The organism is Dactylosporangium sp. CA-139066, assembly GCF_050936175.1.
GTDB lineage: Bacteria > Actinomycetota > Actinomycetes > Mycobacteriales > Micromonosporaceae > Dactylosporangium.
Genome location: NZ_JBNJNH010000001.1, coordinates 4,193,933 through 4,211,496 on the forward strand (window position 1 = coordinate 4,193,933; position 17,564 = coordinate 4,211,496).

Annotated in this window: 13 protein-coding genes; 7 read left to right on the forward strand and 6 right to left on the reverse strand. The window is 70.9% G+C overall.

Annotated features, from left to right (window positions below):
* Positions 1-73: 73 nt before the first annotated feature.
* Positions 74-754: a hypothetical protein gene (locus ACQEVU_RS19235; RefSeq protein ID WP_433325352.1), complete on the reverse strand. Its 681-nt coding sequence runs from the start codon at positions 752-754 to the stop codon at positions 74-76.
* A gap of 157 nt (positions 755-911) precedes the next feature.
* Between ACQEVU_RS19235 and ACQEVU_RS19240 the strand changes: the two genes are divergently transcribed.
* Entirely contained in the window at positions 912-2,480 is a 1,569-nt protein-coding gene (locus ACQEVU_RS19240; RefSeq protein WP_433325354.1) for an IS1182 family transposase, read from the forward strand.
* A 173-nt stretch (positions 2,481-2,653) separates the two neighbouring features.
* On the opposite strand, the gene ACQEVU_RS19245 is transcribed toward ACQEVU_RS19240, so the two are convergent.
* On the reverse strand, positions 2,654-3,019 hold the full coding sequence (locus ACQEVU_RS19245) for a hypothetical protein (protein ID WP_433325356.1): 366 nt from the start codon (positions 3,017-3,019) through the stop codon (positions 2,654-2,656).
* A 108-nt stretch (positions 3,020-3,127) separates the two neighbouring features.
* On the opposite strand from ACQEVU_RS19245, the gene ACQEVU_RS19250 reads away from it, so the two are divergent.
* The 3 genes from ACQEVU_RS19250 (at position 3,128) to ACQEVU_RS19260 (ending at position 7,027) form a co-directional block, all read left to right on the forward strand.
* Positions 3,128-5,119 carry a histidine kinase gene (locus ACQEVU_RS19250; RefSeq protein ID WP_433325358.1) on the forward strand — a complete coding sequence of 664 codons (1,992 nt, stop codon included), beginning with the start codon at positions 3,128-3,130 and terminating at the stop codon, positions 5,117-5,119.
* Positions 5,107-5,784: a response regulator transcription factor gene (locus ACQEVU_RS19255; protein ID WP_433325360.1), complete on the forward strand. Its 678-nt coding sequence runs from the start codon at positions 5,107-5,109 to the stop codon at positions 5,782-5,784. Before ACQEVU_RS19250 ends, ACQEVU_RS19255 begins: the two co-directional genes overlap by 13 nt.
* 61 nt (positions 5,785-5,845) lie before the next feature.
* Positions 5,846-7,027: a chitosanase gene (locus tag ACQEVU_RS19260; protein WP_433325362.1), complete on the forward strand. Its 1,182-nt coding sequence runs from the start codon at positions 5,846-5,848 to the stop codon at positions 7,025-7,027.
* Between the two features lie 38 nt (positions 7,028-7,065).
* On the opposite strand, the gene ACQEVU_RS19265 is transcribed toward ACQEVU_RS19260, so the two are convergent.
* The 3 genes from ACQEVU_RS19265 to ACQEVU_RS19275 all read right to left on the reverse strand — a co-directional run bounded on the left by ACQEVU_RS19265 (position 7,066) and on the right by ACQEVU_RS19275 (position 10,304).
* Positions 7,066-7,626, reverse strand: a complete 561-nt coding sequence (locus ACQEVU_RS19265; protein WP_433325364.1) for a hypothetical protein — start codon at positions 7,624-7,626, stop codon at positions 7,066-7,068.
* A 220-nt stretch (positions 7,627-7,846) separates the two neighbouring features.
* Positions 7,847-8,671 carry an SCO6745 family protein gene (locus tag ACQEVU_RS19270; RefSeq protein WP_433325366.1) on the reverse strand — a complete coding sequence of 275 codons (825 nt, stop codon included), beginning with the start codon at positions 8,669-8,671 and terminating at the stop codon, positions 7,847-7,849.
* A 232-nt stretch (positions 8,672-8,903) separates the two neighbouring features.
* The gene (locus ACQEVU_RS19275; protein WP_433325368.1) at positions 8,904-10,304 is read right to left on the reverse strand and encodes a glycoside hydrolase family 6 protein; all 1,401 of its coding nucleotides are present in this window, start codon (positions 10,302-10,304) and stop codon (positions 8,904-8,906) included.
* 627 nt (positions 10,305-10,931) lie between these two features.
* Here ACQEVU_RS19275 and ACQEVU_RS19280 point away from each other — a divergent pair.
* The 3 genes from ACQEVU_RS19280 to ACQEVU_RS19290 all read left to right on the forward strand — a co-directional run bounded on the left by ACQEVU_RS19280 (position 10,932) and on the right by ACQEVU_RS19290 (position 16,433).
* Positions 10,932-12,425 carry a sigma-70 family RNA polymerase sigma factor gene (locus tag ACQEVU_RS19280; protein WP_433325370.1) on the forward strand — a complete coding sequence of 498 codons (1,494 nt, stop codon included), beginning with the start codon at positions 10,932-10,934 and terminating at the stop codon, positions 12,423-12,425.
* A 414-nt stretch (positions 12,426-12,839) separates the two neighbouring features.
* Entirely contained in the window at positions 12,840-14,915 is a 2,076-nt protein-coding gene (locus ACQEVU_RS19285; RefSeq protein ID WP_433325372.1) for a family 43 glycosylhydrolase, read from the forward strand.
* Positions 14,916-14,966: 51 nt separating this feature from the next.
* Entirely contained in the window at positions 14,967-16,433 is a 1,467-nt protein-coding gene (locus ACQEVU_RS19290; protein WP_433334986.1) for a non-reducing end alpha-L-arabinofuranosidase family hydrolase, read from the forward strand.
* 57 nt (positions 16,434-16,490) lie between these two features.
* Here ACQEVU_RS19290 and ACQEVU_RS19295 read toward each other — a convergent pair whose 3' ends face one another.
* Positions 16,491-17,522, reverse strand: a complete 1,032-nt coding sequence (locus ACQEVU_RS19295) for a LacI family DNA-binding transcriptional regulator (protein WP_433325374.1) — start codon at positions 17,520-17,522, stop codon at positions 16,491-16,493.
* Positions 17,523-17,564: the final 42 nt, after the last annotated feature.

Genomic DNA, 17,564 nt, shown 5'->3' on the forward strand with positions numbered 1-17,564 from the left:
GAGCGGCCCTTGCCGGGCGGCGCCACTGCCGGGCGCCGCCGCGCAAGCGCAGGCCGCCGAGGGCCGGTGCGGGTCAGTGTTGCGCCGGGGCGTTCAGCAGCGCACGTCCCACCGCGGCCAGGGCGACGGCCTGGCTGACGGCCCCCGCGACCTCGAACCACTCGGTGCCGGCGACCAGGCCGGCGATGTGCAGCGGTGCCCAGGCGCCCAGCGCGAGGGCGACCCAGGTGGCCACGGCACGGCTGCGGAACAGGGCCACGGCCAGCAGCACCGTGCCGACGAGATTTCCGAGGACGAAGAGCAGGAACACCCACAGCGCGAACGGGTCGGACTGGGCCTCGTCGAGCACCGCGGCGAAGCCGGCCGTCGAGTCGCCGTGGCGGGCCATGGCGAGCGTGACGAAGGTGTTCATGGCGATGCCGAAGTAGCAGATGTAGCCGCCCGCGGTGAGCGCCGCCGCGATGCCGGCGAGCCTGCGGGCGCGATCCCCGGCGAGCCGCTTGACGCCGAGGACGGCGGGCACGATGAGCAGGCTGCCGACCATCGCCGCCAGGGCGGAGAGCCGGGTCGGCCCGGGATGCGCGGCGGCGAGCGCCAGGGCACCGGCCCCGTCGCTGTCGCTGCCGCCGTCCCGGGTGGACCAGGCGTACGCGGCGTTGGCGACGACGAATCCCCACGGCGCGGTGAACAGTGCCGCCGCGAGCGCGGTCGCGCGGCGGGGGGTGGTGGTCGTGTGTGTTGCGGTGTCGAGCATGACGCTTCTTCCAATCGGATTGCCCGGCCGGGGCCGGTGGCGGGTCTAGGTGACTGGTGTTAAACGATGGCCGGCACCGGCGTGGCGGCCATCGTTTTCGATGTATTTCGGCTAGTTTGCTGGGATGGCGTTAGGCAGGGCGTCACAGCAGTTGGATTTGCTGGACCCGGTTACCCGGTTCTGCGGCGAGACCCTCCCGGGCAACTCGATCTTCGGGTTCCTGCACGAGCATCGCGAGACGCTGTTTCCGGACAGCATGTTCACCGACCTGTTCGCCGCGGTCGGCCGCCGGTCGGTACCGCCCTCGGTGGTGGCCACGGTGATGGTGCTGCAACGCCTGGAAGGACTGTCCGACCGCGAGGCGGTGGACCGGTTCACGTTCGACGCCCGGTGGCGCTACGCCGCCGGGGTCGGTGGCTGGGACGGCGGCCGGGCCGGGTTCGCCCATACCGTGCTGGTCGACATGCGCGAGCGGCTGCGCCGCTCCCGGCAGCCGGACCGGATCTTCGAGGTGGCGTTGGCCGCCGCTCGGGCCGCTGGTCTGGTCGGCCGGCGGCGGGTCCTGGACTCCACACCCCTGTATGACGCGGTCGCCACGATGGACACGATCACGCTGATCCGCTCGGCGATCCGCGGGCTGCTCACCGTCGCCGGTAACGGCCTGGCGGGCCGGCTGCGGGCGGTGCTGGGCAGCGGCGACGAGTACGCCGCGGCGGGCAAGCCGGTCATCGACTGGGACGACCCGGCCGCCCGTGAGGCGCTCGTGGACTCCCGGGCCCGCGACGGCTACGCCCTGCTCGCCGCGCTCGACGGGGTCAAGGACCTGCCGGCGCCGGTCGGCGAGGCGACCCGGCTGCTGGCCACCGTGCTGGGCCAGGACCTGGAGACCGGCCCCGACGGCACCCTGCGGATCGCTCGGAAGGTCGCCCCGGACCGGGTCATCTCCACCGTCGACCCGCAGGCCCGGCACGGGCACAAGACCAACCACCGCGGCTTCGACGGCTACAAAGGCCACATCGCCGTCGACCCCGACAGTGAGGTCATCACCGCGACCGCGGTCACCCCCGGCAACACCGGTGACGCCGAACCCGTCGCCGGCCTCATCACCGACCTCACCAGCCCGGCCGGCACCAGCCCGGCCGAGGGCACCGCAGCGGTTTACGGCGATGCCGCCTACGGCGCCGGTGAGGTCCTGCACCACCTCGACACCGCCGCGATCACCGCGATGACGAAGGTGCAGCCACCGAGCGCACCCGCTGGGAAGTACCCGAAAGACCGCTTCGACATCGATCTCAACGCGAACACGGTGACCTGCCCCAACGGCACCACCATCCGGATCCGGCCGGCCCGCGGCCAAGGCCGCCACGCAGGCCGGGCCGACTTCGGCCGGGCCTGCACCACCTGCCCCCTGCAGCCCGGATGCACGGACTCCAAAACCGGCCGCAGCATCACGATCGGCCACCACGAAGCCCGGCTCACCGCCGCCCGCACCCGCCAGCAGGACCCCGACTGGCAGGCCGATTACCGCGCGACCCGCCCCAAGGTCGAACGCAAGATCGCCCACCTCATGCGCCACCGCCACGGCGGACGTCGCGCCCGCATGCGCGGCCTGCTACGCACCGCCGCCGACTTCAACCTCCTCGCCGCCGCAACCAACCTCGCCAGACTCGCCACCCTCAGCCTCACCCACACCACCCGCAGCGGCTGGACCCTCAAACCCGCCTGAACCACCACCGACACCACAACAGCAACTCACTGATGCCGGCCGACCGCCACAAACGCCTACGCGCCAACGGATCCACGCCAAGAACCGCCCGTTACACCATCGACAGACCAAGCCCCAAGGACCAACGGTGGCCGACCGGCAGCACCGGCCAACCACCGTTTAACACCAGCCACCTAGGAGGGCACCCCGGCGGGGCGGGAGCGGAGGGCGGGAGCCACCAGGGCGACGCACAGCAGGGTGATGACGATCCCGGCCGCGGCGGCGCCCCTGGCCGCGGCCGGCGTCGTGGCGACGAAGAACGCGGGCACAGCCGTCAGCGCGGAGAGCAGCCGGGTGACGATGACGGTGACGGCGCCGGCCCGGGATCGGTTCGGCCATGCGAGCACGACACCGGCGATGGTGCCGAGACCGAGCACGGCGCCGATCATGAGCACCGCCATGGGCGGCCCGTCGGTGCCGAGCGGCAGTGAGACGACATCGAGAAGACCGAGCAGGCCCGACAGGACCAGGCCGACGGTGAGGGAGATCGTTCGCTTCATGGGCACAGCGTCCGGTCCGCGGCCGCGGATGCCATCCGTGCCAGCTCCCGGAAGATTTCCGTACTGGCACGTATTCGTGCCGCCGCCGGGCGCCGCTACGGTGGGGCGATGTACGGCGAGCGGCTGGTCGCGTACCTGGCCGGGGCGGCGGTGCTCGCGTTGGCCGGGTTCGGGATCTACCTGGCCGCGATCGCCCGGGACAGGGCCGCCACGGTGGAGCTGGCGGTCGGCGAAGTGCTGGGACTCGCCTCCGTGCTCCTCGGCCTGACGGTCGCCACCCGCCGCCCCCGCAACGTGGTCGGCCTGCTGCTCGTCTGCACCGGCGCCGCTTTCGTCGGGGTCGCCGTCAGTGACCTGTACCCGGCCGCCCTGGCCGTCGACCCGCGCCTGCCGCTGGCGGCTGTGTATGTCGACCTCGTCCGTGGCGCCTGGATGCTGCTGTACGTGCCGCCGGCCCTGTTGTTCCTGCTCGTGCCCGAGGGCCGGGTGCCTGGACCGCGCTGGCGCTGGGTGGTGGCCGGGCTCCTGGTGGTGCCGGTGCTGTTCATGCTGGCGGCGGCCTTCGACCCGACCCCGGCGCCCCGGTATCCGGGCGTGCCCAAGGCGTTCCGCGCGTCCCCCGAGGCCCAGGGCGCCATCGAGACGTTCGCCTTCGGGCTGCTGCCGATCTTCCTCGGCCTGCTCGTCGCGTCGTTCGCGTCGATCATCGTGCGGTACCGCCGCACCGGCGGCGCCGTCGAGCGCGCTCAGCTCAAGTGGTTCGTGCTCGGGGCGAGCTTCCTCCCGATCACCCTCCTGCTGTGCTGGGCCGGCTATCTGGTGTTCGGCCGGCCCGAGCTCGGCCTCGTCGGACTGATCGCGACCTATCTCGCGATCCCGGCGTCGACCACGATCGCCCTGCTCAAGCACGACCTGTACGACGTCGACCGGGCGCTGAGCGCGACGGCGACCTATGCCCTGGCGACGGCGATGCTGCTGGCCTTCTACACGGCGGCGTCGTTCGTGGTCGGTCTCGGCGCGGGCCGCGGCTCGCCGGTGGCCGCCGCGGCCGCGACCGCGGTCTGCGCCGCCGCGCTCGCGCCGATGCGCAACCGTCTGCAGCGCTTCGTCGACCACCGGCTCTACCCGGCCCGGGAGGCGGCCATCGCCGCGATCGAGGACCTGCGCCGGCGGACCGACGCGGGCAGCGCCCGGCCCGAGCAGCTGGAGAGCGTACTGCGCACGGCCCTGCGCGATCCGAGCCTGAGGGTCGGCTACCGGCTGCCCGGATCGGCCGCGATGCTCGACACGGCGGGACGTCCGGTGGAGCCGGACCGGTCCCCGTCCGGGCGGTCGGCCCCGGTACGGCTGGGCGGCAACGAGATCGGCGTCGTCACGGCGGGCGGCGGGGCGAGCCGGGAACTGCTCCGCGAGGTGGCATCGGCCAGCTCGCTGCTGGTCGAGGTCGTCCGGCTGCGGGCGGAGCTGGCCTCGGCGCTGGCGGCGGTGGAGGCGAGCCGGGCCCGGCTGCTGGCCGCAGGGTACGAGGAGCGGCGCCGGCTCGAGCGCGACCTCCACGACGGCGCCCAGCAACGGCTCGTCGCGCTCGGCATGAGGCTCCGGCTGGCCCAGCGCCACCTCGACGAGGGCACGGTCGACGTCGACGGACTGCTCGACCAGTCGGTGGCCGAGCTCGGCGGCGCCGTCGCGGAGCTGCGGCAGATCGCGCACGGGCTGCGGCCGAGCAGTCTCGACGACGGGCTGGACCGTGCGCTCGGCGCCATGGTGAGCCAGATGCCGATCCCGGTGACGTTGGATCTGCGCACCGACGACCCGATCCCCGACGACCTGGCGACGACGGCCTACTACGTGGTCACCGAGGCGGCGACGAATGCCGCCAAGCACGCCCAGCCCACCGCGATCGGCGTTACGGTCTGCTGTGACGCGGGACGGCTGACCGTCCGGGTGTGCGACGACGGCTGCGGTGGCGCGGTCGTCCGCCCCGGATCCGGCCTGGGCGGTCTCGCCGACCGGGTCGCCGCGGCCGGCGGCCGGTTGCGGGTCGTGAGCCCCGTTGCCGGGGGTACCACGGTGGAGGCGGTGCTGCCGTGCGAATCGTGATCGGTGAGGATTCCGCGCTCTTTCGCGAGGGTCTGGCGCGCCTGCTGGTCGACGCGGGGCACGAGGTGGTGGAGAAGGCCCACGATGCCCCGTCCCTGCTGCAAGCGGTCGAGCGGACCGAGCCCGAGCTCGCGATCATCGACATCCGGATGCCGCCCGACCGTACCGACGACGGCGCCCGCGCGGCGCGGCAGATCCGCACCACCCGGCCTCGCTGCGGGATCATGCTGCTCTCCCAGCACATCGAGACCCGGCACTCCGTCGAGCTCGTCGCGCACGGCGGGTTCGGCTATCTCCTCAAGGACCGGGTCCTCGACGTCGACGACTTCCTCGACGCGATACGCAGGATCGGCGCCGGTGGCTCCGCCCTCGATCCCGAGGTGGTGCGCCGGCTCGTCGGCGGACAGCGCAGCGAACGGCTGCTTGCCCCGCTCACCGAACGCGAGCGCGACGTGCTGGCCCTCATGGCCGAGGGCCTGACCAACATCGGCATCGCTCGCCGGCTCTGGCTCGCCGACCGCACGGTCGAGGCGCACGTCAGCTCGATCATGAACAAGCTGGGACTGCCGACGTCGGAGGAGGGTCACCGGCGGGTGCTGGCAGTGCTCGCGTACCTCAACCAACCCGGTCGCGGGGCGGGAGCGGGATGGTTGCCGGGATCATGAGCGCGTCCGGATGCGCCGATGGTCACGCCGACCGGGTTTCCGACGGATGGGTGGGTTCGGCATGGCGGCATGGCGGCCGGTGGCAGGGTTCGTGGCGGTGGTCGCGGGGGTGACGGTCGGTGCGCCGGGCGCCTACGCGGCGGACGCCGTCGTGTCCAAGGGGCGGGCGGTGGCCGCGTCAACGGGAAGTGCGGTGCGCGCCGTGGACGGGAAGACCTCGACGCGGTGGACGACGAGCGGGCGCGGCACGCAGTGGCTGCGGGTCGACCTCGGGGCCGTGAACACCGTCAGCCGCGTCCGGCTGTCCTGGGGTTCCGCCTTCGCCAAGGTGTACCGCCTGGAGACTTCGGCCGACGGCAACACCTGGGCGCCGTTGTACGCCACCAGCGCCGGCGACGGCAAGACCGACGACATCGCCGGCCTGCAGGGCAGTACCCGTTTCGTGCGACTGACGGCGACCCCGCGCAGCGCGAAGGGCCTCGCACTCGGCGAGCTGGAGGTCTTCGGCCACCGGACCGAATCGGCGCCGGTGCCGGTGCCGCGGGCGGATCTCAGCACCGACATCGCCATGCAACTCGTGTCCTCCGCCGAGAACTCCAGCCTCGACTGGCGGGCCCAGTACCAGTACATCGAGGACATCGGGGACGGCCGGGGGTACACCGGCGGCATCATCGGTTTCTGCTCCGGCACCGGCGACATGCTCGAGGTCGTCGAGGCCTACACCGCGGCCGTGCCCGGCAACGTCCTGGCGAAGTATCTGCCGGCGCTGCGCAGCGCGAACGGCACCGCCTCGCACACGGGCCTCGGCGCGGCGTTCGTCGCCGACTGGACGAGCGCCGCGGCCGACCCGCAGCTCCGCAAGGCCCAGGACGACGAGCGGGACCGGGTGTACCTCAACCCCGCGGTCGCCCAGGCCAGGGCCGACGGCCTGCGTGCCCTGGGCCAGTTCGCCTACTTCGACGCGATCGTCATGCACGGCCCCGGCAGCGACCCGGTCAGCTTCGGCGGCATCCGCAAGGCGGCCCTGGCTAGGGCGAAGAGCCCGGCTCAGGGCGGTGACGAGACCGCATACCTCAACGCGTTCCTCGACGCCCGGGTCGCCGCGATGCGCTCCGAGGAGGCGCACAGCGACACGAGCCGCGTCGACACCGCCCAGCGCGTGTTCCTCACCGCCGGCAACCTCGACCTGCGGTTGCCGCTGTCATGGAAGGTGTACGGCGACTCGTACACCATCACCGCCTGAACCAGCCTCGGCCTCCGCCGTCGGCTTCGCGCCCAAGGTCAGGACGTGGACGGCCGCGGACTGGCGTTGCGGCGGTCCTGCTCGGTTTCCCCGAGGTCGTAGGCCTCGATGTCCCACGCGGTGATGGTTTCCGGCCGGTCGACGGCGATGGTGAACGGACCGTGGTCCTGGTCGGCGACATCAATGCCCCACGCCGGGAACCAGGCGTCCGAGAACTCCCACCGGCCGGCGCAGGGCCATCCCAAGGTCATCTTGAACGGGTGCGGGGTGCTGATGACGATGCGGAGCTCGCCGGTACCCGTGCAGCGCGTCCTGAGGTGGAGGTGCCAGCCCTTGGGTATCGAGACCTCGACGTGGCTGTCGCCGTAGACCGTCGAGCTCCATGCGCCGGCCAGGTGGTCGTACGACTCGGGCGTCTGGTCGGGCTGGGGTGTCGAGGCGGAGGTCCGGTCCGGCCCCGGTGCCGAGGCGGCCGCCCGGTCCGGCCCGGGTTCCGAGTCGGACCGGGGGGAGCTGGTGCACGCGGCCAGCCCGAGGAGCGCGGCGAGAGCCGCCGTGACCGCCGATGCGCACAACCGCCCAGTGCTCTGCCCCCGCATGGCGACAGGGTACGGGCGCCCGGCAACCCCTCGTCGCCTCGGTGGAACGTCGCCAAGAGCGCCTTCGCTGTGGCTACCGTGGCGGGTTGCAGAGCTGGACGCAAGTGCTCAATCTGGACGGTTTGGTGCCGAACGATGCGCCGATCGGCTGGTCGCCGCTGCCCGCGCTGCTCAACTCGGTGGCGAGCCGAGGGTCGTGGCCGTCGCCTGATGCAGCCGCTCAGTCGTCGGCGGCTTCTACTGCGGCGGCGATCGGCTCGAGCCCTGCGATCAGCTCGTCGAGTTCGTTCGCGCTGAGTACGTCGTACGCCGGCGCCGCCAGCTCGTCGGTGAGGGCCTCGATCCGTTGCCTGGTTTCCCGGCCGGCGTCGGTGAACCCGCCGGCGGCGTCCACGAGGCCGCGGCCGCGCAGCCCGTCGACGACCGCGGCCAGCTGCGCCTTGGGCAGGTGGTGGACCCGGCCGAACTCCTCCGCCCTCATGCCGAGGGACAGCGCGAGCAGGACGTGGGCCTCGGTGCCGCCGATGCCGTGGGCGAGGAGGGCGGCGTTGTGGCCGTCCCCGCGGTGCTCCCGCAGCAGCGTCGCCGCGTGCCAGAGCCTGGCCACCGGCTCCTGCGGCACGTTGAGCGCCCGGAGCCCGGCGTACAGCACGCGCCCCTCGGTCGGCGCACTGAGCGCTGCTCGGGTAGCGAGGTCGGCGGCCCGCACCAGTCCCGGGGAGTCGGCGAGTTCCCCGATCATCTGCCGTAGCGCGGTGGCGCTGCCCCGCTCGCGCACGGCGATCGCCTCCTGCGGGGTGGTCTTTCCCCAGACCCACGGGATGTGGCGGGCCACCTCACCGTCGGCGAAGTTGTAGAAGACCGCGTGCACCACCTCGGCCGGCGCCAGTCCCAGCGGCGCGGCCCGGCCCGCGAAGTATCCGTCCCAGTAGTTGCGCATGCCGAGGGCCAGGAACGCCTCGTTCGGCACCTCGGAGAAGGTGACCGCGGCGATTGGCTCGACGAGCTCGAACATGCGGTGGACCTTGGCCTGTGGGTGCGGCATCGGTCGAGTCTCCTCTGGTCGTGGCAGCGCCCTCGTGGGCGCCTCTCACCCAAGCTACGAACAGCGCGGCTCGGATACGACAACTCCGGTCGACATCAACCCAACCAAGATCAGGCTTTACTCTCATGGCTGCTGGTCACGGGCTCGTGGTAACCGCCCGAGACGTCGGCAGCGATGGCATCATGCGGGCCGGGGCGCGGACCGTCTCCGGTCCGCGGCCCCGGACAATCGGTCAGGAGGCGGTGCAGGTCAGCGTCGGCGTCGTGACGTTGCCGGTTCCGGTGAAGCCGAACTGCGTCGAGCTGCTCGCGCCGAGCGAGCCGTTGTACGACAAGTTGCGCACCGTGACGGCGGAGCCGCTGGTGGTGAGGGTGCCGTTCCAGAGTTGGGTGATCGACTGGCCGCTCGCCAGCGTCCAGGTGACCGTCCAGTTGCTGATCGGCGAGGCGCCCGCGGTGACGGTGACGTTGCCCTGGAACCCGCCCTGCCAGGAGTTGACGGTCTGGTACGTCGCGCTGCACGCACCGCCGCCACCGCCGGACGAGCGGCTCGGCGACGGCGACGCGCTCGGCGAGCGGGACGCCGACGGCGAAGCCGACGGGGAACTGGAGCGGCTGGCCGACGGCGAGGCGGTCGGGGACCCGGTCGGCGGGTACGGTGCGCTGGCGGCCAGGCTGTAGGCGAGGTCGGGCACGAAGCTGCCGGCTGCGTAGGCGCAGCCGTCGGCCTCACCGGGCGGCTTGATCCACAGGTATCCGTCGACGTTGGCGTCGCCCGTGTTCAGCGTCGGGTAGTTGCCGATCCGGCGGTCAGTGTTGTCGTCGGCGCACCAGTCACCGGCCGCGCCACCGTTGCGGCTGGTGTCGATGACCTGGTGCTTGCCGTTGATGCCGCGGCTCTGCAGGTACGAGATGATCGACCGGCCGTAGGAGAGTTCGTTGCCCAGCGGCTGGAAGTTCGAGACGTTCGTGAAGAACCCGTCGGCGTACTGGACGCCGGCGGCGACCAGCCGGGATCCCTGGTCCGACGCGGAGTTCCAGGCGGAGTGGCCGCCGTCGAGGTACACCTTGGCGTTGGGGTTCCCGGCCTTCAGCGTCTGCACCGCGGTGCTGATCGCCTGGTCGCGCTGCTGGACCTCGGTGCTGCTCAAGCACGTCTGCAGCGCCAGCGCGTCGGTTTCCATGATCACGATGACGGTACGGCTGCCGAGGCCCTTCGAGTACCCGGAGATCCACTGCTGGTACTGGTTGAGGTCGGGGGCGCCGCCGGCGCTCGCCCCGCCGCAGTCGCGGTTCGGGATTGCGTAGGTCGTCAGCACCGGTACCTGGTTCACGGCGTTGGCCGCGCCCACGAACGAGGACACGTCGGACTGCACGGTGGACAGGTTGAAGTTCGCCATCCAGCGCGCCTGCGACTGGCTGGCGATCTTGTCGCGGATCACGGGCATGCGCGAGTCGTTCGGGTTCGCGGAGACCCAGCGGACGGCCTGCGAGGCGGGGTCGCGGTAGAGGGTGCCGGACAGCGTGCCCGCCGAGGCTGAGCCGATGACGAACCAGCCGGCGGCGAAGGCGACAGATGCCGACGCTGCCGCGGCGGCCACGACTCGGCGCCGACGGGGGCGACGTGTGGACACGGAGACTCCTTCAGGAGGTGAAATCGATTCGCGTCGAGCGATATGGGATGGCGCCCATCATCGCGACCAGTCCGCGCGTGGTCCACTCCAGCGACCTGCGCGAGCGTCCGGTCCGTGAAAACGCGTGAAACATCCACCGCCGCCTCCCGGCCACCCACCGGAAAAAGGTCGCCACAACCGAGCCGCTGCGCCCTATGGCCGCGCCGGCGACGTCGCTTGAGGAGTCCTGCTCGCGTTCGGCTCCGGCGGAGCCGGGTGCCGGCAGGCCGCCGCGAGCTACAGCGCCGTTAGGCCGTCAGGCGGCGTTGCCGACGACGTCATGGGCCCGCACGCACAGCTGGTCGCCGCGTGCGGGTCGTCAGCCAAGCTCCGCCAGGTCGGCTCCGGTCAGCCGCAGCCGTGATCGGTGATCGCCGATGCCATTGCGGCGGGAGGTCCTGGCTGCAGGTCATATGCGGACGGGCTTCGGCATTCCGCGGGCGGCTCCCCGGGCCTCGCCTGCGGGCGCGACCCTTGACATCACCTGAGCTGTATGCCGAGATGGAAATCCGGCTCCTCGACGCCGGTGGCCCCGTCAGCCGCCGTGCGAACCGGTGGAGTCGCCGCTCAACAGGCCGGTGATGGTGCGTGCGAACGACGAAGAGTGACCATACGTCGCTGGTGTCCGCGGCGCAGGCTGGCGACGAACGGGCCCTGGGCGAGCTGGCGGCGGCGAACCTGCCGCTGGTCTACAGCATCGTGCGCCGCGCCCTGGCCGGGCACCCGGGCGGCGTCGATGACGTCGTGCAGGACACGATGCTGCGGGCACTACGCCGGCTGCCGTCGCTTCGCGAGCCGGAGCACTTTCGCGTCTGGCTGGCCTCGATCGCCGTTCGCCAGGCCAGCACGCACCTGCAGCGTCAACATCTCACGGCCGACCGGCGCGCGCCACTGGAAGTACTCTCGGATGCGCCGGACGCCGAGGACTTCGAGGACCTCACGATGCTGCGGGTGGAGCTGTCCGGGCAGCGCCGTCAGGTCGGGCGCGCGGTCGGCTGGCTGGACGACGAGGACCGGGTGTTGTGGTCGCTGTGGTGGCTGGAGATCGGGGAGGAGCTGACCCGCGCCGAGCTCGCCGCCGCGCTCGGGGTAAGCGTCGCACACGCCGCAGTCCGGGTCCAGCGGATGCGCAACCGCCTCGAGCAGGCGCGCGCCCTCGTCGCGGCGTTGGACGCCCGGCCGCGCTGCCCGTGGCTGGACACCGTCGTCGCCGAGTGGAGCGGAATCCCGAGTCCGCTGTGGCGCAAGCGGATCTCGCGGCACACGCGGACGTGCGTCGCCTGCGCCCGTGCTGCGGATGGCGCGATCGACACCGAGCGGCTGCTGGCGGGCTTCGCGCTGCTGCCGGTGCCGGCTGCCCTGACCGCCGCGCTCGATGCCCACGACGTGGCGGCGACCGCCGGCAGCGCGTCCTCCGTCGGCGGCGCCTCCTCCGCCGGTAGCGTGTCCTCGGTCGGCAGCGCCGCGACCAATGGGGCGGTGAAGGCCGGCTGGCTGACCGGGCTGCCGATCGCGAAGATCGCCGTCGCCTCGCTCGCGGCCGGCGTCGCGGCGACCGCCCTCGCCTGGCCCGATGACGATCGACCACCCCAAGCTCCGTCGGCCCCGCCGGCGGCGGCCGCGCCGTCAGCCGGGTCGTCCTCCGCGGCGGCATCGGCGCTGCGGTCCGGGCCGGTGTCCCTGGAGCTCGCTGCCGCTCCCGGGCGCTACCTGGGCACCGACGGCCAGCTCGGCCTTCTCATTGCCGACGACGCCCCCTTGTCGCGGCAACGCGCGACGTTCGAAGCAGTGCCCGGCCTGGCCGACGCGACCTGCTACTCGCTGCGCTCGGCCGACGGGCAGTACCTGCGGCATGCGTCGTGGCGGCTGCGCCTGAGCCGCGACGAAGGTACCCGGTTGTTCCGCGGCGACGCCACCTTCTGTCCGATCGGCGCCGGGGACGGCCAGGTGCTGCTGGAATCGTCCAACTATCGCGGGTACTTCATCCACCCGGAGAACGGGCAGCTTTGGGTACAGAAGTGGGACGGCACGACGACGTTCCGAACAGACAGCGCGTTCTTCGTCCGAGCGCCGTTGTCCTGACGACGCCAAATCGGCGTTCAGGCACGCTCCCGCCGGCGGCGCCGAAGGGGCAGGGCGGCCCGTCGACCATGCGGGCGGCCCAGGCGTAACGCAAAATCGTCAGGAACGTGCGGCGAGAGTCGGTGGGAAAAAGTGTTATGGGCCCAGACGAAATAGGGTCGGCGCATCTACCGAAGTGAAATTTTCTGAAGATCTCAGTTGCTGCTGAAGCGGCTCTGAACTGGAGCTTTGCTCGGCGGTCGGGTTGCCCGGGTGCTGCTTGAACCCATGGGTGGTCTTGCGGGTTCCAACGCATTCTGGCAATCTCGCGATCCTGCATGTGAGCGTTTCCACCGCCAGTCCTTCCCGCTGACCCGCCGAATGCTGGGATGACATGTGAACGCTCACAAGTGTGCATCCGGAAGGAATCCCCTCATGCAGATCCGAACACCCCGCCGCCGATCGGCCGTGCTCGCGGCCGTCGTCACCGCGCTCGCCGCCGGCGTTGTCGTTGCGATCAACGCGACGACGGCGTCGGCGGCCTCGGTTGACACCTCGGCCTGGTACGAACTCGTCAACCGCAACTCCGGCAAGGCCCTCGACGTGTGTGGCGTGTCCACTGCGGACGGTGCCTGCGTCCAGCAGTACACCCGCAATGGTGGGCAGAACCAGCAGTGGCAGTTCGTCGACTCCGGCGGCGGCTACTACCGGCTCAAGGCCCGTCACTCGGGCAAGGTCCTGGACGTCTACAACCTTTCGACCGCCGACGGCGCCAAGATCGTGCAGTGGACCGACGGTAACGGCACAAACCAGCAGTTCCGTCTGGCCGATTCCGACAGCGGCTATGTGCGGCTGATCAACCGCAACTCGGGCAAGGCGGTCGAGGTGCAGAATGCGTCGACGGCCGATGGGGGAGCGGTCGTGCAGTACAGCGACTGGGGCGGCGCCAACCAGCAGTGGCAGCTCGTCCGGGTCGGCAGCACGCCCACCTCGACACCGCCGACCACGCCGACCGGGCAGTTCACGAACCCGATCGTGTGGCAGGACTTCGCCGACGGCGACATCATCCGGGTCGGCGACGCGTACTACTACTCGGCATCGACCATGCATTACTCGCCGGGCGCGCCGATCCTGCGCTCCTACGACCTCGTGCACTGGGAGTACGCCGGACATTCGGTGCCGAGCCTCGACTTCGACTCGAGCGCCTACAACCTCAGCGGCGGCCGCGCCTATGTCAAGGGCATCTGGGCATCCGCGTTCAACTACCGCAGTAGCAACAGCACCTACTACTGGCTCGGGTGCGTCGAGTTCAACCGCACCTACGTGTACACCGCGCCGGCCGTCGACGGCACATGGTCGAAGAAGGCCCGGATCAACAACTGCTACTACGACGCCGGCCTGCTCATCGACGACAACGACACCATGTACGTCGCCTACGGCAACACCACGCTCAGCGTTGCCCAGCTGTCCGCCGACGGCACCAGCGAGGTCCGCCACCAGCAGGTGTTCAGCACCCCGTCGAGCGTCGGCACCCTCGAGGGCTCCCGTTTCTACAAGCGTGGCAGTTACTACTACATCTGGGTCACCAAGCCCGCCAACGGCCAGTATGTCCTGCGCTCGACGAGCCCCTGGGGGCCGTACGAGATGCGGGAGGTGCTGCTGAACATGCCCACGCCCGTCTCCGGCGCCGGCACCCCGCACCAGGGCGGCCTCGTGCAGACCCAGAACGGCGCCTGGTACTACGCGGCCTTCGTCGACGCCTACCCCGGCGGCCGAATCCCCGTGCTCGCGCCGATCAACTGGAGCGGCGACGGCTGGCCGAGCATCCAGACCGTGGGCGGCGGCTGGGGCGCCACCTACCCGGCCCCGAACATCCAGACCACCAAGACGGTCACGCCGATGACCGGCTCGGACTCGTTCACGACCACGGCGCTGGGCCCGCAGTGGGAGTGGAACCACAACCCCGACAACACCAAATGGTCGTCCGGCAACGGCCTGCGGCTGCAGACCGCGACCGTCACGAGCGACCTCTACAACGCCCGCAACACCCTGACCCGCCGCATCCAGGGCCCGACTTCCACCGCCACCGTCGAGCTCGACGCATCCGCGATGGCCGACGGGGACCGCACCGGCCTGGCCCTGCTACGGGACTCCTCGGCCTGGATCGGGCTGAAACGCGACGGCAGTAGCACCCGCATCACGATGGTCAACGGTCTGACGATGGACTCGAACTGGAACACCACCGGCACCGGCACCGAAGCGGCGGGCGCCACCATCTCCGGCAGCCATGTCTGGCTGCGGGCCACCGCCGACATCCGGCCCGGTTCCGGACGGCAGGCCCGGTTCTCGTACAGCACCGACGGCACGAACTTCACCACGCTCGGCCCCGCGTTCACGCTCGGCAACGCCTGGCAGTTCTTCATGGGGTACCGCTTCGCCGTCTTCAACTACGCCACCAAGTCGCTCGGCGGCGCCGTCACCGTCCGCCGCTTCGACCTGACCACACCCTGACGCCGAAGTACGCAGTGGCAACTCGTCAAGATTCCTGAGGAGAACATGAACATGAAGGCCCTCGGCGCCGCGCTCGCGGCGACGGTCGTGGCCGCCGCAGTGGTGGTCGCCGTCAACGTGACCTCCGCCTCGGCGGCGACCGTCGACACGTCGGCGTGGTACACCCTCGTCAACCGCAACTCCGGCAAGGCCCTCGACGTGTGCGGGGTGTCCACTGCGGACGGTGCCTGCGTCCAGCAGTACACCCGCAATGGTGGGCAGAACCAGCAGTGGCAGTTCGTCGACTCCGGCGGCGGCTACTACCGGCTCAAGGCCCGCCACTCGGGCAAGGTCCTGGACGTCTACAACCTTTCGACCGCCGACGGCGCCAAGATCGTGCAGTGGACGGACGGTAACGGCACCAACCAGCAGTTCCGTCTGGCCGACTCCGACAGCGGCTATGTGCGGCTGATCAACCGCAACTCGGGCAAGGCGGTCGAGGTGCAGAATGCGTCGACGGCCGATGGGGGAGCGGTCGTGCAGTACAGCGACTGGGGCGGCGCCAACCAGCAGTGGCAGCTCGTCCGCGTCGACGGCACAACTCCGACAACACCGGGCAACACCGGCGGGAGCTGCACGCTGCCGTCGTCGTACCGCTGGTCGTCGACGGGCGCGCTGGCCAGCCCGGCCAACGGGTGGGTGTCGCTGAAGGACTTCACCAACGTCGTCTACAACGGCAAGCACCTCGTCTACGCCACGACCCACGACACCGGCTCGACGTGGGGCTCGATGAACTTCGGACTGTTCACCAACTGGTCCGACATGGGCTCGGCCAGTCAGAACCGGATGAACTTCAGCGCGGTCGCGCCGACGCTGTTCTACTTCGCACCGAAGAACATCTGGGTCCTGACGTACCAGTGGGGCGGCACCGCCTTCTCCTACCGCACCTCCAGCGACCCGTCCAACCCCAACGGCTGGTCGGCGCAGCAGACCCTGTTCACCGGCAGCATCTCCGGCTCCGGCACCGGCCCCATCGACCAGACCATCATCGGCGACAGCCAGAACATGTACCTGTTCTTCGCCGGCGACAACGGCAAGATCTACCGGGCCAGCATGCCGATCGGGAACTTCCCCGGCAGCTTCGGCTCCAGTTACACCCAGATCATGAGCGACTCGACCAACAACCTGTTCGAGGGCGTCGAGGTCTACAAGGTCCAGGGCCAGAACCAGTACCTCATGCTCGTCGAGGCCATCGGCAGCCAAGGGCGCTACTTCCGCTCGTTCACGTCCAGCAGCCTGAGCGGTTCGTGGACCCCGCAGGCGGCCAGTGAGAGCAACCCCTTCGCCGGGAAGGCCAACAGCGGCGCCACCTGGACCAACGACATCAGCCACGGCGACCTCGTCCGCACCAACCCCGACCAGACCAAGACCATCGACCCCTGCAACCTGCAGCTGCTCTATCAGGGCCGATCCCCGAGCTCCGGCGGCGACTACGGCCTGCTGCCGTACCGCCCGGGCGTGCTGACGCTGCAGCGGTAGACAGCCCCGCTGCGCTGATCGGTGGTCGTAGGCGATCGTGGATCGCCTACGACCACCTCAGCCGTTACCGGCAGCGGCGGCCGTGCTGCTGCGGATGATCAAGGTTGGCGCCACGGCCGGTGGCGGCTCGGGACGGTGCGGCGGTTCCGGCGAGTCCGCCTCGATGAGCCGTAACAGCGTGGCGATACAACGCCGGCCGATCTCGTCGAAGTCCTGCCGGACCGTCGTGAGCGGCGGGCAGAGGTACGTCGCCTCGGGGATGTCGTCGAATCCCACGACGCTGACGTCCTCCGGAACCCGGATGCCCCGCTCGCGGAAGGCGCGCAGCACGCCGAGCGCCATCTGGTCGTTGCCCGCGAACACGGCGGTCACGTCACCCCGCGCCGCGAGTTCGAGCCCGGCGGCATAGCCGGAACGTGCGCTCCAGTCACCGGTCATCACGTCGGGCGCCCGCAGGCCCGCGTCTTCCAGCGCTGCGCGCCATCCCTGGATGCGACCCTGGGTCTCCAGCCAATCGGGCGGGCCGGCCAGATGCCACACCTCGCGATGGCTGAGCTGAATCAGATGCTCCACGGCGATCCGGGCGCCGGCCGTCTGGTCGACCGAGATGGTCGGTATCGCGCCGTCCATGTCGGCCTCCACGGCCACGGCCGCCATCCCGGCCGGCAGACTGTGCAACGCTTGAGCGACGGCGCCCTGTGGCGCGATCACCACCACGCCGGCCACCGATTGATCCACCAGTGCTCCCAGCGCCAGGAGGACGCCGTTGTGGTCGATCCGCTCCAGCGTCGAGATGCTGACGCCGTAACCCTCGGCGAGCGCGGCCCGCTCGATCCCTCGCAACGTCGCGGCCGGGCCGTACAGAATGGTTGCCAGCGTGACGACCCCGACCACGTGCGACCGGCGACCGGCCAGGCCTCGCGCCATGGCGTTGCGGCGGTAGTCGAGTTGGCGGATGGCATCGAGCACCCGTTCCCGCGTGCCGTCGCTGACGTTGGGGTGGTCGTTGAGCACCCGCGACACCGTCTGGTGGGAGACACCCGCGAGCCGCGCGACGTCCGTGATCACCGCTGCGCGGCCATGGAGCATCAGCCCTATCCCCTTTCGTGGCCCTGGAAGGAGCGCTGGTGC